Origin of the sequence: Limnohabitans sp. 2KL-1 (assembly GCF_003063435.1) — a bacterium.
In the GTDB taxonomy this organism is placed as follows: Bacteria; Pseudomonadota; Gammaproteobacteria; order Burkholderiales; family Burkholderiaceae_C; genus Limnohabitans_A.
On sequence record NZ_NESL01000012.1, the window covers coordinates 37,374 to 52,781 of the forward strand.

Sequence of the window (15,408 nt, forward strand, 5' to 3'; positions counted from 1 at the left end):
CTTTTAGATGATGGCTTGAGAACAGTTTTGCGGGACGCCCCATGGCATTGACCTTCCCTTTCGCGGCCATCGTTGGTCAAGATGAAATGACCCTCGCCATCCAAGTGGTGGCGGTGGACCCGTCGATCGGCGGCGTGCTGGTGCTGGGTGACCGTGGCACCGGCAAATCGACTGCCGTGCGGGCGCTTGCCGACCTGTTGCCACCCATCCAGGTGGTCAAGGGCTGCCCTTACCGCTGCGACCCGGCCAAACCCGCAGGGGCCTGCCCGGTCTGCAAAGCCCGGGACCCGAAAAGCAAAATCGCCACCGAGCGCCAACCCGTAGCGGTAGTTGACCTGCCCTTGGGCGCGACCGAAGACCGCGTGGTCGGCGCGCTCGACCTCGAAAAAGCCCTGTCGCAGGGCGTCAAAGAATTCGCGCCCGGCCTGTTGGCGCAAGCGCACCGGGGCTTTTTGTACATCGACGAAGTCAATCTGCTGGACGACCACTTGGTGGACCTGCTGATTGACGTGGCCGCCTCGGGCGAGAACCTGGTCGAACGCGAAGGCCTGAGCGTGCGCCACCCCGCCCGCTTTGTGCTGGTGGGCAGCGGCAACCCCGAAGAAGGCGAGCTACGCCCGCAATTGCTCGACCGCTTTGGCCTGTCGGTGCAGGTGCGCACGCCGCAAGACCTGGCGCTGCGCGTGAGCATCATCAAGCGCCGCGACGCCTTCGACAAAGACCCAGAGGCCTTCAAGGCGCTGTGGCACAAGGACAACCTGAAGCTGCAAAAGCGCATCCTCAAGGCGCGTGACTTGCTGGACCAGGTGCAGGTCAGCGACGACATGCTGATGCTGTGCGCCCGCCTGTGCCAGCAACTGGGCACCGACGGCCTGCGCGCCGAGCTCACGCTGCTGCGCGCCACCCGCGCCTATGCCGCGCTGCAAGGCCACAAAGCGGTGAAGGCCGAACATCTGCAAAGCATGGCCCCGCTGGCCCTGCGCCACCGCCTGCGCCGCAACCCGCTGGACGACACCGACTCAGGCGCGCGCGTGCAGCGCAGCCTGCAAGAAGTGCTGGCCGCCTGAGCGCTTGATCAGGCACCCATGTTTGCACTGACTCTCCCCTGTAGGAGCAGCGCCCTCGCCGCGATGGGTGCTCGTGGACACCGCCCCGTTGCACCACAGGCAACGCGCCTGCACAGCCGCTGTTCAGCCACCGCATGACCCGCGAAGCCTCATCCCCTGACCCGCTGGAGCGCTGGAACGACGCGCTCACCACGCTGCAGCTGCTGCAAATCGACCCGCACGGTTTTGGCGGCGTGTGCCTGCGCGCACCGCACGGCCCGGTGCGCGAGCGCTGGCTGCAAGCTTTGATGGGCCTCGGTATCGGCTTGGTCAAAGTGCCCGGATCGGTGGACAGCGAGCGGCTGCTGGGCGGCATCGACCTGGCCCACACCCTGCAAACCGGGCAGCTGCACAGCCAAGCGGGCTTGCTGCAACAAGCCGACCAAGGGCTGGTGTGCCTGCCGATGGCCGAACGCCTGTCCCCCGCCCTGTTGGCCCCTTTGGTGCAAGCCCTCGAACAAGGCCAGGTGCCCCCCACGCGCCACAGCGCTGAACCAACGATCACCCGCTTTGGCGTGGTCGCGCTCGACGAATCCTTGCCTGACGAGCCCGGCGTGGGCGCGGCTTTGGCAGAGCGCCTGGGCGTGTGGCTGGACCTGCACGACCTCTCGCCCAGCGACATGCATGTGGGGTGGGCCGATTCAAATACGGGGAGCGATGCACAGACGGATGCGGACAGCGAAGGCCTGCACATCCGGCTCAGCCCTGGCACCCTGGCCCGCGCCCGCGAGCACCTGCCGCAAGTGCAAGCCACCGACGAGCACATGCAGGCCCTGTGCGCAGCGGCTTTGGGCCTGGGCATCGGCTCCTTGCGCGTGCCCAGCCTGGCGCTGCGCGTGGCCTGCGGCCATGCGGCGCTGAACGGGCGTAGCGCACTGGACGCCGATGATCTGGGCTTTGCCGCACGCTGCGTGCTCGCGCCACGCGCCACGCAATGGCCGGCCGAGCCGTCTGCCGAACCAGCGGCCTCTGAAACCGAGCAGCCCGAAGACAACACGCCGCCGCCCCAAGACCCGGGCGAAGCCCCGGACAAGGACGCTGGACAAAACACTGACGACGCCCAAGACCCTGACCCACCACCCGAACAAAACACCGAACCCAGCGCCGAAGATTTACAGGAAATGATGGTCGCCGCCGCCCTGGCCAGTTTGCCGCCGCACATGCTCGACGCGCTGATGACGCGCCAGGGTGCGGCCAGCCACAACACGTCCGGGCGCAGCGGCCAAACCCGCGCAGGCTCACAGCGAGGTCGCCCCCTGCCCCCGCGCCCGGGCCGCCCCGGCGGTCAAGCGCGCTTGCATGTGCTGGCCACCTTGCGCGCCGCCGCGCCCAAGCAACGCTTGCGGCAGGCCGCGCCGCTGCATGCGCTGCCCCCATCGAACACACCCAGCCCGGGCACGAAAGCCGCTCGACAAACGAGCCCTGCAGCGAGCAAGCACAACCCAAGCTCTGCGGATCAAAACCACGCCATCCTGCCGCGTGGCCGCGTGGCCATCCGCGCCGAAGACTTCCACATCCAGCGCTACCAACAACGCGCCTCCAGCTGCCTGATCCTCGCGCTCGACGCTTCGGGCTCTGCCGCGCTGCAGCGTCTGGCCGAAGCCAAAGGCGCGGTCGAGTTGCTGCTGCAGCAGTCCTATGCGCGGCGTGACAGCGTGTGCATCGTGGCGTTTCGGGGCGCGCAGGCGCAGCTGCTGCTGCCCATGACGCGCTCGCTGGTGCGCGCCAAACGCGCCATGACCGGCCTGCCTGGCGGCGGTGGTACCCCGCTGGCCCTGGCCCTCAAAATGGCGCACGAGCAAGCGGCGCAGCTGCAGCGCCAGGGCGTCACGCCCATCCTGGTGGTGCTGAGCGATGGTCGCGCCAACGTGACCCTGCAAGGCCTGGGCGGCCGCGCCCAAGCGCAAACCGACGCCCAGAGCTGGGGCCAGCAGTGGCGTCTGAGTGGCCACCGCGCCTTGTGGATCGACACGTCCATGCAGCCCGACGCGCAAGCGCAGCAACTGGCCGCCACCATGGGCGCGAGCTACCTGCCCATGCCACAGGTGCAGTCGCAACGCATGGCACACGCCATCGAGCGCGTGCGCAGCCCCGGCGCATGAACCGCCATGTTTGAAAGTTTTTACCCCGGCATGTCCTGGGCCGCGCACCAAGCCAACCCCAGCATTTGGCCGCACGCGCAGCACAGCCGCTTGGTGCAAGCGGGCGGTATCCAGTGGCATGTGCAGCAGCTGGGCCAAGGCCCCTGCATGCTGCTTTTGCACGGCACAGGCTCGGGCAGCTTCAGCTGGCGTGGCTTGCTGCCCACTTTGGCCCAGCACTTCACCGTGGTCGCGCCCGACCTGCCCGGACATGCCTTCACCAGCCGGGGCCCCGAGGGCGCGCTGTCGCTGCCCGGCATGGCCGAGGGCTTGCGCGCATTGATGCTGCAACTCAATCTCACGCCGCAGGTCATCGTGGGCCATTCGGCAGGTGCGGCGATTGCCGCACACATGGCGCTGCACTTTGACAGCGTCTCGCGCAGCACCCTGATCGGTCTGAACCCGGCCTGGTTGCCCTTGCCAGGCGTGGCCTCTTGGCTGTTCGGCCCTGCCGCAAAATTAGCGGCGCTCAACCCGCTCTCAGCCTGGGCCACCGCCAAGCTGGCGGCCAAACCCGGTGCGGTGGCCGAATGGATCGCACGCACTGGCTCTTCGCTCGACGCGCAAGGGATCGATCTGTACACCCGCGTGCTGAGCGACTCGGGCCATGTGCACGGCGTGTTGTCGATGATGGCGGCCTGGCGGCTCAAGCCCTTGGCCGCACGCCTGCACGAGATCCGCAACCCGGTGTTCATGCACATCGGCGCACAAGACCAAACCGTGCCCCCCGCCTTGGCCGACGAGGCCTGCCAGCGCTTGCCACAAGCGCGTCTGCACGTCCAAGCGGGCCTGGGTCATCTGGCCCACGAACAGGACCCGGCGGGCACGGCTTCATTCATCCTGCGCAGCTGCGGCATTTGACGCAAATCCACACGCGCTTTGCGGCGCTGAGTCTGTGGTAGTTTCAATGCATGGTGTTGTCGCTCGATTTTTTGTCTTTGCCTTTGTTGGCGGCTGCGGCGCTGGTGTTCATCAGCGTGCTGGCCGGGGTGTTTTCGGCCCGCATCGGCTTTTCTTTCCTGCTGATTTTTTTGGTGGTGGGCATTTTGGCCGGGGTCGATGGCCCGGGCGGTCTGGCCTTTGACGATTTCCGTTTGAGCTTTTGGGTCGGCAACGTGGCCCTGGCCGTGATTTTGCTGGACGGCGGTTTGCGCACCCAGATGGGTACTTTCCGAACGGGCTTGCGGCCCGCGCTTTTGCTGGCCACGCTGGGCGTGGTGCTGTGCACCGCCATCACGGGTGCGGCAGCGTATTGGCTGCTCGATTTGCCCTGGCCGCTGGCCTTGCTGGTGGGAGCCATTGTCGGCTCGACCGATGCGGCGGCGGTGTTTTCGCTGCTCAAGTCCTCCGGCGTGCAACTCAACGAACGCGTGGCCGCCACGCTGGAGATCGAGTCGGGCATGAACGACCCGATGGCGGTCTACCTCACGCTCACCTTCATTGCCATGGCGCTGGCGGTGGGCGGACCCGGCAGCGCGTCACTCGCCTTGTCCGAGGTGCTGCTGTCGCTGCTGCAGCAACTGGGCTGGGGCAGCGTGCTGGGCCTGGGTTGCGGCTGGGCGCTGGCCGAATTGCTCAAACGACTGGGCCGGGGCGAAGACGGCGGCGGCGGTATCCGCGCGCTGCTGATTGTGTCGGGCGGGCTCTCGGTATTTGCTTTCACCACCTGGTTGGGTGGCTCGGGCTTTTTGGCGGTTTACCTGATGGGCGTGGTGGTCGGCAACCGGGCGCGTCGCCAAGTGCGCGCGTCTTTGTCGGCCATGGACGGGTATGCGTGGCTGTCGCAGGCGGGCATGTTCTTGTTGCTGGGGTTGCTGGTCACGCCCTCCGAGTTGCTGCGCACGCTGTGGCCAGCGCTGGGGGTCTCGCTGGTGCTGATGTTGGTGGCCCGCCCGATCTCGGTCTGGCTGTGCCTCAAGCCCCTGCACTTTTCGGGGGGAGAAATCACCTTCATCTCCTGGGTGGGCCTGCGCGGCGCGGTGCCAATTGTGCTGGCGGTGTTTCCGGTCATGGCCGGGGTAGAAGGGGGCAGCATTTACTTCAATGTGGCCTTCACCGTGGTGCTGACCTCGCTGGTGCTGCAAGGCTCCACCATCGCCTGGAGCGCGCGCCGATTGAACGTGGTGGTGCCCGATCTGGACGACACCGAACACGCCCGTTTGGTGTTTGGCGACTTTGTCTTGGTGGCCACCACATCCATGGGCGAGTTGTGCGCGTTTTACGGTTTGGACCTGCCCTGCGATGCCGACAAAACCGTGGGCCAATGGCTGGCCGACAGTTTGCACCGACCGCCCGTGCACGGCGACACGGCGCACCTGGGTCAAGCCGAGATCAGCGTGCGCACCATCCAAGGCAACCGCATCACGCAGGTGGGCATCCGCATCACCTGAGGCGGTTTCCAAACGTCCGGTCTGCCGTTCAGCGCAGAAACTCGGCCACCGCCTTCAACGACAGCTGTGCCGCTTCTTCCTGCGGCAAATGACCGACTTTGGGCCAGGACACCAAACGGCTGCCGGTGATGGCTTGCAGGTAATCGCTGGCATTGCTCACGGGGATCATGGCATCGGCCTCGCCCCAGACCAGCAAGGTGGGCGCTCGGATTTGGCGCAGCAGTGGCCCGGGCTCTTGCAGCACGGTTTGCGCCAAACGGTCGAGCATGGCCTGGCGCGCCCCGGGGGCCAAAATCAAGTCGTGGTAGCGCGTGGTCAAGGCATCGCTGAGCGACTCGGGCTGGGCATAGGCCGCTTGCAAGTTCATGCGTAACAAAGGCTTGGGCAGCACATGGCGCATCAGGCCCAGCGTGGCGGGCACGGCCATGGGTTGGCCGTATTCAAAGCCAAAACTGGCAAAACCATCCGGGGCCACCAGCACCAGTTTGTCGGTGCGCTCGGGGAACTTGGCCGCAAAGGTCCAGGCGATGCGCCCACCCATGGAGTGGCCCACCAGGCTGGCACGGGGCAGACCCAAGTCGTCCAGCAAGGCGATCAGCAGTTGCAAGCTGCGCTCGTCGCGGTAGTCGTGCGCCGGGTCGGGCGGGCTCAGGCCGCTGCCGGGCAAGTCGATGCGCACCACTCGGTGCGTGGCGGCCAGACCCTCGGCCCAGGCGTCCCAGGTCTGCAAACTCGAACCAAAGCCGTGCAACAAAACCACCGCTGGGGCATCCGGTGAGGCATCCGGTGGGACATCAGATGGGGCACCAGATGGAGCACTTTGGGCGGTTCTTTGCGCAGTCCTTTGCTGGGCACCGGGCGGGCCGCTGTCGCGCACATGGAGCTGCCACAGCCCCACCTGGTGGATGTCGGCAGGGGCCGCGAGGTAGCGCGCTTCCAACGTGGCGCGCGGCACATCGGGTGTCCACAACCACAGGGACAGCAGCGTCAAAGCGGTCAGCGCCAGCACGAGCCCGGGCCTCTTCATGCGGCGCAGGCCGCGCGTGTGCATGCGGCGCAAGCCGCTCGCGTGAAATCGGCCATGGCTAGATGGCGAACATGAGCAGCAGCACCATCTGCAGGCCGTAGATGATCATCAGACCCAGTTTGTAGGTGTCACGCAAAGTGTCCGACAGGCGCTGCATCCGGCGGTCCAGCCACCAGTAGGCTGCGCCGCACAGACCGGTCATCAACAAAAAAATCGTGGCCATGAGGGAGGCGGGCATGGGGACTCTCCTGGTGGGGTTGGGCGCTTTAGGGCTGCGCGCCGAAAGGCCCATTGAGCATCACGGTTTGCACGTTCAGCACGGTGGCGATGCTGACCCAGACCCAATAGGTGATGAGCAGCAAACTGGCCCAGCGCGACAGCCGCCACAGGCCCAAAATCAGGGCCAGGATGGACAGCCACAGAAACACCACCTCAAACAGCGCCCAATCGGGGCGCTGCAGCTTGAAGTACAGCGCGCTCCACAAGATGTTGAGCAGCGCATTCGCACCAAACAGCCACGCCACGCGCCGACGCAAAGCGGGGGTGTCGGCCGCCTGCCAGGCCAGCCAACCGCTGATGGCGCACAAGGTGAAAATCGTGGTCCAGATCACACCAAACGCGGCGTCAGGTGGTTTCCAGGTCGGGTGCTTGAGCGCGAAGTACCACGGCCCCAGATCGGTCAGGGCACCGCCAATGCCCGCCGTGGCATAGCTCAGCGCAAAGGCCACCGCCAAACGGGTGAAAGCTTGTTTGTTCATGGGCAGCATTGTCATCGGACCCAAGCCGCAGGCCCTGTGTCCCAGCGCACCCCAGGCATCACGTTCGCGCCAGACCCAGCAGGTGGGCCATGTCCTTGAGGAAGATGCGCACATGGGCCATCGGGTCCTTGCGCGCCAGCTCCTTGTTCATGTAGGACTCAAACGTCAGGCGCTGCACATCACGGTCTTCGCAGATCTTGACGAATTTCTCGCGGCGGCGGTCGCTCTGGTACCAGAAGTACTGCATCACGCCCAAGATCCAGAACACCCGACCGTGCTGCTTCATGAAACTCTTGCGGCCCTGTTTCAGGCAGGCGCTGTCGCCGGTTTTGAGGGCTTGATGGGTGGCCTGCGCCACGCGCCGGGCGCAGTCCATGGCGTAGTAAATGCCTTCACCCGACGACGGGGCCACCACACCAGCGGCGTCGCCAATCACCACCACGTCTCGGCCGTTGTCCCATTGTGGCAAGGGTTTGAGCGGAATCGGCGCGCCTTCGCGGCGCAAAGTGGGCGCATGGGTCAGACCCGCAATTTCACGCAAGCGCGCCGTGGCGCTGCGCAACGAGTAACCCTTGTCGGCGCTGCCCATGCCCACGCTCATGGTCTTGCCGTGCGGGAAGACCCAGCCGTAAAAGTCGGGCGAGACCTCGCCCTGGTAGTAGACGTCGCAGCGCGCTGCGTCATAACCCGGCTGGCCCACGGGCGACGCGATGATCTCGTGGTACGCGAAGACGTATTTGGTCTTGTGCGCGTTGGGAATGGCCTGGCGCGCCACTTCCGAGCGTGCACCGTCAGCCCCCACCACCATGCGGGTGGACACTTTGACGGGCAGTGCGTGCTCGGCGGCCGCGTGCTCTTTGGGTGTGACCGGGGTGTAGTGCACCCACAACTGACCGCTGTCGTCGTGCTGCAGCTTGTCAAAAACGGCTTGGCAGCGCACCGCGCCCGACCCGGCAGCACGTTCGCGCAAATATTCGTCAAATTCATCGCGGTCCACCATGCCGACAAAGCCGTTGTCGATGGGGATGTCCACCTTGTTGTCGGACGGCGAAATCATTCGGGCGCAACGCACCTTGGCCACCAGCAGGTGGTCAGGGATGTCGAAGTCCTGGATCAGGCGCGGCGGGATCGCGCCCCCGCAGGGCTTGGTGCGGCCCTGGCGGTCGAGCAACAACACGCGCCATCCCTGGCGCACCAAATCGTGTGCGGCGGTGGCCCCGGAAGGCCCGCCCCCCACCACGACCACGTCGTAATCGGTCTGGTTCATGAGCTTGACCCACCTTTCAGCAATACGGGACCCTCAAAACGCAAGCGCTGACGCTGTGCAGGCCCGGCGCGCAGGCGCGAAGCCACCGCTGCCGACACCGCAAACATGAGCGCTTGCATGCCAAACACGGCCGCATAGGCCGTGCGTTGTTCACCCAACAGGGCATGGGCCAGGTCGCTGGCAGCCGTGCCCAGCAAACCACCCAGACCAAAGGCCGCCGCTTGCGCCGCGCCCCACAAACCCATGCGCGTGCCTTCACGGCCCGGCCCGCCTTCACCGGCCAGGCGCATCATGGTGGCAATGGCGGCGATGGAAAACGCGCCATTGGCCACACCCAAAAACACCACATTGGCCTTGAGCGGCCAGACCTCGGCCATGGCCGAGCTGACCAAGCCCAGCGTGGCCAGCGCCGACACCAGGCAGCCGCCCACCATCCAGGCCTGTACCGAACCCAGGCGTCCGGCCACCCAGCGAGACCCTGCGCCCGCCACCGCCAGCATGCCGATCAGCACGCCCATGTGGTGCCAGCCCGAGAGTTGTGTGGTCTGCCCCGGCGTGAAGCCGTGCACCGCGCCCGCAAAGGGCTCCAAAATCAAATCCTGCGCGCTGTAGGCCAGCATGGACATGAACACGAACACGGTGAAGGTGCGCGCGGCAGGTTCGGTCCAGACCTCTTGAAAAGCCTCTTTGAAGTTCTGTTTTTGCAGGTGTTCGCTGGCGGCGTTTTGAACAGGCATGGCACCAGCATCCACCGGTTTTTCAAGGCCCCACAAACACAGCGCCGTGATGAGCGCCGTGATCACACTCAGGCCCGCCGAAACCTGCAGCAAGACCTGCGGGCTGTAGGGGTCGATCAGTTTGCCCACCACACCGGCCGTGACGGCAAAACCCACGATCATCATCAGCCACACGGTGGTGGCCGCAGGTGCCCGCCGCTCGTCGGGCACGCGCTTGGCCATCAGGGCCAGGAGCGAGGTGCCGCAAGCGCTCACGCCCAAACCGATCAGGCTGAAAGACAGCCAAGCCAGCAAAGCGCCATAGACAGGCTCGGTCGCCATCCACACCGTGGCTGAGGCTGCCATCACGCCCCCCACGCCCAGCACCAGCATGCCGCCCATCATCCAGGGCGTGCTGCGCCGCCCCTTGTCAGACCCGAAACCCATGCGCGGACGCACCATTTGCACCGCGTAATGCCAGGCCACCAAAAAGCCCGGCAGCAAGGCGGGCAGCGCCAGCTCGACCACCATGATGCGGTTGAGGGTGGACGTGGTCACCACCACCACCGCCCCCAGGCAGGCCTGGATCAAACCCAGACGGATGATTTGGAACCAGCCAAACATGGACGTATTCAACGGTGTGCTCATGCCAACCCCTGTAGATGCAATTGGCGCAGGCCCCAGGCGCTGACCATCATGCCGCTGACAAACAGCGGCACGCCAAAGGCGCTGACGTGCAAGGCACGCTCGACCGGCTGCCGTAAAAATCGGGCCATCAGGGGCCACTGTGCCAAGCCCAACGCCAGCACCGCCGCAGCGTGCCAGGGCAGTTGCCAATTCAGTAGCAAAGCCGCCACCGCCACTTGCGGCAAAAACATGAACAGGCAGGCGGCGCGCGCCGCGCCCAAAGCACCCAGTTGCACCGGCAGTGAGGCCACGCCCATGCGGCGGTCGCCTTCGATGGCCTTGAAATCGTTGAGCGTCATGATGCCGTGCGCCCCCACGCTGTACAGCAGCGCCAGCGTCAGCGAATGCGGCCCCGGCCAGGCACCGCCCAACATGACAGCGGTGCCGGTCAGCCAGGCCAGCCCTTCGTAGCTCAGGGCGCAGGCGGCATTGCCCCACCAGCCGTTGTTTTTCAGGCGCACAGGGGGTGCGCTGTACGCCCACGACAGCGCAATCGCCAGGCCGCAGGCCGCAAAGCCCCAGGGCCCCATGAGCGTGGCCCAGACCAGCGACAGCCCTGTCCAGGCGATGGCAATGCCCAAACCCCAGCGACCGGGCATGCGCCCCGAAGGAATGGGTCGGTTCGGTTCGTTGATGGCGTCCACATGCCGGTCAAACCAGTCGTTCACGGCCTGGCTGCTGGCACACACCAGCGGACCCGTGAGCACCAGGCCCAGCAGCAACAAAGCCCAATTCGCGCCCAAGTCCTGGCCCGAAGCCACCACCCCGCAGGCAAAAGCCCACATGGGTGGGAACCAGGTGATGGGTTTGAGGAGCTCCGCCACCGTGCCCAGCGCAGGCCGGGTGCGAGGCGGTGTCAGGGCGAGGGGCGGCGTGTCCATGCCCCCATTGTGGAGAGCGTTTTTAAAATGTCAACCGGGATTGACACTTAGTGTCAATCAAATCAGACAAACCTCAGTGGCTGTCGACCTCGGCTTCGGCCACCATGCCAAAGCGGCGCAGTTTGACGTACAGGCTTTGCCGCGACAAACCCAGCATTTCCGCCGCCGAAGCGCGGTTGTTGTGGGTCAGCTCCAGCGCCGCTTCGATGCACAGGCGCTCAATGGTGTCCACCGTCTCGCCCACGATGTCCTTGATCGGGCGACGCCCGACCAGTTGCGACAACTCGGCAAACGGGTTCACCTGACTTTGCGCCAGGGACGCACCGCCTTGCAGCCTGCGGTCCATGTCGCGCACAAAAAAGGCGTACATCGGCTCGGGCCGGGCCAGGCACACCGCCGACACCTCGACCGGCAAGGTCATGCCCGACAGGGTGCGCACTTCGGTGGCGAAATTGCGCACCGGCAGCTGCTGGCGCAAGCTGGTGTTCAGCACGCCCCAGTCGACTGCGCCGCGCAACAGCCAGCGCTCCATGTTCTGGCCCACCACCTGCGAAGAGGCCGTCAGGCCCAGCAAGGCCATGCCTTCTTCGTTGACACTTTTGATGACACCCGAGGTATCGGTCAGCAACCAGCCGTCCGGGAAATGCGCCATGGCCTCACTGAGCACCAAGGAAGAATGGGGGTCGTGGCGTGGCTCAGCCGCGGTCTCGCGGGTCACCAGGCGCACCAGAAACTGCGCCCCGCCCTCCTGACGGAACACCGTGGCCGACACGGTCCAGGCCGATGGCAAACCGGCCACCCGGGCCGAGCACATCTCGATGCGGCCCGTGGCCAGCGCCATGCGCAGCAGCGACTGCACCTCGCCCTGGCTGTCGGCTTCAAAACATTCGCGCACATCGCGGCCCACCAGGCGCTTGCCCGCATCTTTCAGCAGGGACTGCGCGCCCACATTGGCCTCCAGCACGCGCTGGGTGTTGGCGTCCACCATCAACACCGCCTCGGACGAGGTGTCAAACAGCACGCGGTAGCGCGCCTCGATGTGGCGCAGGCGCAAATAATCGCGCTCCATGGACTGCTGGGTTTCCACTAGGCGGCGCTGCAACTCGGCCAGGCTTTCCAGGTCACGGCCCATGGCCAGCAGTTTGCCGCCACCCAGGGGCAACACCACATATTGCAAGGCCACCTCATTGCCCATGGGCGAGGTGTGGTTGACATGCCGCCAACGCATCAACTCGGGGGCCCCTTGGGACTGCAGCATTTCCTGGATCTTTATGCGGCTCTCGCTGGTGACGGTATCGATCCAACGGCGGCCCATCCAGGCCTGGCAACCCAAAGCCGCCAGGGTGTCACGCCCGGTAGAGACGTCCTCGATCACCCCCAGCGGGTCCATGACCAAGGTCACATCCGACACCACCCCCAGCAACTGGGAGAAGGTGGATGGGTCCAGAGAGGGAAGCTTCATGTTGTAAACCAAACGGGTTTGAGCATCAGGAAGTTGACACTTGAATTTGTCATACAAGTATAGTCTTATAGACAGTGCTCAGGCCTATGCCCTTGCATTTTGAATGTAATGAAACGCACATGGGCAGCATGTCATGAGGCTCTGGTGTGCCCCAAAGGCATGCATTGTTGGACCCAGGCCACCGTGGCCGGGGCGTCCTCGGCCACCACTTGGGCAGCGATGCCTTTCAGGCAGGCAGGTTCGCGCAGGGCCATCGCCCCCCCCAGAAACAGGCGCAAACTCAGGTTATCCGCGCCCGCCTTGAGCTGCGGCAACAAGTTGGCCAAGGTGTCCAGGTGCCGGTCGGTGCTCACCGAGATGCCGACCGCATCAAACCAGTCCGACTGGAACAGTCGCTTGAATTCGGCCACGTCCTGCGGCACACCCAAGGTCACCATCCAGCCCGCACGCTTGAAGAATTCGCTGAGCATGAACAAACCCATGCTGTGCTGGGCCCCGGGCTCGGTCAGCAAAAGCAGGCTCCAGCCGTTGCGAGCCTGTGGCGCTTCTTGCAAAAATTCGGCGCTGAAGTCGTGCAGCAACTGCTGCAAATGCGTGGAGGCGATGGTGGTCATCGCGAAATCGAGGCGGTCGGCGCTCCACCACTCACCCAGCAAACGGGCACAAGGTGTGATGCCTTGGATATAGATGTCTTCGAGCGACTGCCCCTGGCGTTGCCAACCAAAGACCACCTGCCGCGCCGCGTCCAGCCCTTGCAGACAGGCCTGCGCCAGGATCTGAACCTGCGCCGTGTCCAGCGCGGACTTGCCGGTGAACGAGGTACCACCCACCAGACGTGGGCCAACGGGCGCACCGCGCCTGAGCGCTTCAGGCATGTGACTCGCCAGTCCCGACTCCAACGGCGGTGACTGCGAATTTTCAAAACTGTATTGAGCCATGACAAGCACCGATCATCAGAGGGATACACCAGCGGCAGGCTCCTGGGGATCGGAGTGCTCGTCGCAAGAGTTGCGTTGGGCCGGGCACCGGAATGCCCCTGCACAACACAGGCTTGAGTGTGAGTGTGTCGGGAGTACTTGTATTTAGTGTAAACCCTAGCATTCGCAAATATTGTCAATTTATGTTGACACACTGTATGTCCAGACTTACATTCATCACAAGCCCACCCACCCACCCAATCAGGTCCTCCATGCCCGCTTCCTCCCCCCAGGTTTTGTACACGCCAGCGCAACGCGCCCGGCGTGACGCGACCGCCTGGACGCTGGTGCAAGGCATCCTGGCCCCGGTGCAGTTCCTGATTTTTGGCATCAGCCTGTATTTGGTGCTCAACAGCCTGCACACCGGCGAGCACACCGACTGGGCCCTGGCCTCGGTGGTGCTGAAAACCGTGGTGCTCTACGCCATCATGGTCACCGGCGCGATCTGGGAAAAAGTGGTCTTCGGCCAGTACCTGTTCGCTCCCGCCTTCTATTGGGAAGACGTGGTCAGCATGGGGGTGATGGCCCTGCACACCGCCTATGTCTGGGCTTGGTGGCAAGGCGTCTGGAGCGCCAACGACTTGTTGCTTCTGGCCCTGGCCGCGTACGGCAGCTACGCCATCAACGCCGCGCAATACATCCGCAAGCTGCGCATGGCGCGGCTGCAAAAACCCTCCCTATCACTGCCCGACACGGGCGCACAGGCCAGCACATGAGCACTGTCATCCCGATCCGCGCAGAAACTTCTGGTTGCACCGACGTCGTACCTTTGGTCGAACGCGGCCAGCGCGAGGTGTTTTGCGGCTTGACCGGCATCATCTGGCTACACCGCAAGATTCAAGACGCCTTTTTTCTGGTGGTGGGCTCACGCACCTGCGCACACCTGATCCAGTCGGCCGCGGGCGTGATGATCTTTGCCGAACCCCGCTTTGGCACCGCCATCATCGACGAGCGCGACCTCGCGGGCCTGGCCGATGTGCACGAAGAACTCGACCGCGTGGTCGGCCAGTTGCTGGCCCGCCGCCCCGACATCCGCTTGCTGTTCTTGGTGGGCTCTTGCCCATCAGAAGTCATCAAGCTCGATCTGTCGCGCGCCGCCGAGCGCCAAAACCAGATCCACCACCCCGCCGTGCGCGTGCTCAACTACTCGGGCAGCGGCATCGAAACCACCTTCACCCAAGGCGAAGACGCTTGTCTTGCCGCCATGGTCCCTGGTTTGCCGACAAGCGCTGAAACCGCCCCCGCCCTGATGGTGGTCGGCACCCTGGCCGATGTGGTGGAAGACCAGATGCGCAGCCTGTTCGATCGCATGGGTTTGCAAGTCAGCTTCTTCCCACCGCGCAACAGCCAGGCCATGCCGGTGGTTGGCCCGAACACCCGCTATTTGTTGGCCCAGCCTTTTTTGGCCGACACGGCACGCGCCCTGCAGTCACGCGGTGCGCAGCATTTGCCAGCGCCCTTCCCGCTGGGCGTAGAAGGCACGACCGCCTGGCTGCAAGCGGCCGCGACCGAGTTCGGTGTGGCCCCCGAGGTGTTTGAGCAAGCCACCGCTGCCCCACGCCAGCGCGCCGAAAAAGCCCTGGCCGTGCAACGCCAAATGCTGCAAGGCCAGCGCATCTTTTTCTTCCCCGACTCGCAGCTCGAAATTCCGCTGGCGCGTTTTGTGCACCGCGAACTGGGCATGGATTTGGTGGAAGTGGGCACGCCCTATTTGCATCGTCAGCACATGGCCGCCGAACTCGCGCTCATGCCCGCAGGCACACGCATCAGCGAAGGCCAGGACGTGGACCTGCAGCTCGACCGCTGCATCGCCGATGCGCCCGACCTCGTGGTCTGCGGGCTCGGTTTGGCCAACCCGCTCGAAGCCCAGGGCATCACCACCAAGTGGGCGATTGAGTTGGTCTTCACACCCATTCAAGGCTACGAACAAGCGGCCGATTTGGCCGGACTGTTCAGCCGCCCCCTCAAACGCCGCCTGAAGCTGGCGGCATAAGGC

14 protein-coding genes are annotated in these 15,408 nt (G+C 64.9%); 6 read left to right on the top strand and 8 right to left on the bottom strand.

Going from position 1 to position 15,408, the window contains the following annotated elements; genetic code table 11:
* The first annotated feature begins 41 nt into the window (after positions 1–41).
* The 4 genes from bchI (at position 42) to B9Z47_RS16435 (ending at position 5,637) form a co-directional block, all read left to right on the top strand.
* Positions 42–1,067 carry a magnesium chelatase ATPase subunit I gene (gene bchI, locus B9Z47_RS16420; protein ID WP_108332299.1) on the top strand — a complete coding sequence of 342 codons (1,026 nt, stop codon included), beginning with the start codon at positions 42–44 and terminating at the stop codon, positions 1,065–1,067.
* 134 nt (positions 1,068–1,201) lie between these two features.
* A complete protein-coding gene (locus tag B9Z47_RS16425) occupies positions 1,202–3,208 on the top strand; it encodes a magnesium chelatase subunit D (RefSeq protein WP_108332300.1) in 2,007 nt (668 codons plus the stop codon).
* Between the two features lie 6 nt (positions 3,209–3,214).
* On the top strand, positions 3,215–4,108 hold the full coding sequence (gene bchO / locus B9Z47_RS16430; protein WP_108332301.1) for an alpha/beta fold hydrolase BchO: 894 nt from the start codon (positions 3,215–3,217) through the stop codon (positions 4,106–4,108).
* Positions 4,109–4,158: 50 nt separating this feature from the next.
* Entirely contained in the window at positions 4,159–5,637 is a 1,479-nt protein-coding gene (locus B9Z47_RS16435; protein ID WP_108332302.1) for a potassium/proton antiporter, read from the top strand.
* Positions 5,638–5,665: 28 nt separating this feature from the next.
* On the opposite strand, the gene B9Z47_RS16440 is transcribed toward B9Z47_RS16435, so the two are convergent.
* The 8 genes from B9Z47_RS16440 to B9Z47_RS16470 all read right to left on the bottom strand — a co-directional run bounded on the left by B9Z47_RS16440 (position 5,666) and on the right by B9Z47_RS16470 (position 13,310).
* Positions 5,666–6,688 (bottom strand): alpha/beta fold hydrolase, encoded by a 1,023-nt coding sequence (locus B9Z47_RS16440; RefSeq protein WP_233253848.1) that lies wholly within the window; start codon positions 6,686–6,688, stop codon positions 5,666–5,668.
* A gap of 34 nt (positions 6,689–6,722) precedes the next feature.
* Positions 6,723–6,902: a hypothetical protein gene (locus B9Z47_RS18490; protein WP_146185821.1), complete on the bottom strand. Its 180-nt coding sequence runs from the start codon at positions 6,900–6,902 to the stop codon at positions 6,723–6,725.
* A 28-nt stretch (positions 6,903–6,930) separates the two neighbouring features.
* Positions 6,931–7,422 carry a TspO/MBR family protein gene (locus B9Z47_RS16445; RefSeq protein WP_233253849.1) on the bottom strand — a complete coding sequence of 164 codons (492 nt, stop codon included), beginning with the start codon at positions 7,420–7,422 and terminating at the stop codon, positions 6,931–6,933.
* A gap of 58 nt (positions 7,423–7,480) precedes the next feature.
* Positions 7,481–8,689 (bottom strand): geranylgeranyl diphosphate reductase, encoded by a 1,209-nt coding sequence (locus B9Z47_RS16450; RefSeq protein ID WP_108332304.1) that lies wholly within the window; start codon positions 8,687–8,689, stop codon positions 7,481–7,483.
* Positions 8,686–10,053, bottom strand: a complete 1,368-nt coding sequence (locus B9Z47_RS16455; protein WP_108332305.1) for a BCD family MFS transporter — start codon at positions 10,051–10,053, stop codon at positions 8,686–8,688. The genes B9Z47_RS16450 and B9Z47_RS16455 overlap by 4 nt, the downstream gene beginning before the upstream one ends.
* A complete protein-coding gene (gene chlG / locus B9Z47_RS16460; RefSeq protein WP_108332306.1) occupies positions 10,050–10,973 on the bottom strand; it encodes a chlorophyll synthase ChlG in 924 nt (307 codons plus the stop codon). Before chlG ends, B9Z47_RS16455 begins: the two co-directional genes overlap by 4 nt.
* A gap of 73 nt (positions 10,974–11,046) precedes the next feature.
* Positions 11,047–12,435: a transcriptional regulator PpsR gene (gene ppsR, locus B9Z47_RS16465; RefSeq protein ID WP_108332307.1), complete on the bottom strand. Its 1,389-nt coding sequence runs from the start codon at positions 12,433–12,435 to the stop codon at positions 11,047–11,049.
* Positions 12,436–12,566: 131 nt separating this feature from the next.
* Positions 12,567–13,310 carry a B12-binding domain-containing protein gene (locus B9Z47_RS16470; protein ID WP_233253850.1) on the bottom strand — a complete coding sequence of 248 codons (744 nt, stop codon included), beginning with the start codon at positions 13,308–13,310 and terminating at the stop codon, positions 12,567–12,569.
* Between the two features lie 314 nt (positions 13,311–13,624).
* Between B9Z47_RS16470 and bchF the strand changes: the two genes are divergently transcribed.
* Positions 13,625–14,128 (top strand): 2-vinyl bacteriochlorophyllide hydratase, encoded by a 504-nt coding sequence (gene bchF, locus B9Z47_RS16475; protein ID WP_108332308.1) that lies wholly within the window; start codon positions 13,625–13,627, stop codon positions 14,126–14,128.
* Positions 14,125–15,405 (top strand): ferredoxin:protochlorophyllide reductase (ATP-dependent) subunit N, encoded by a 1,281-nt coding sequence (locus B9Z47_RS16480; protein ID WP_108332309.1) that lies wholly within the window; start codon positions 14,125–14,127, stop codon positions 15,403–15,405. The genes bchF and B9Z47_RS16480 overlap by 4 nt, the downstream gene beginning before the upstream one ends.
* The last annotated feature ends 3 nt before the right edge of the window (positions 15,406–15,408 follow it).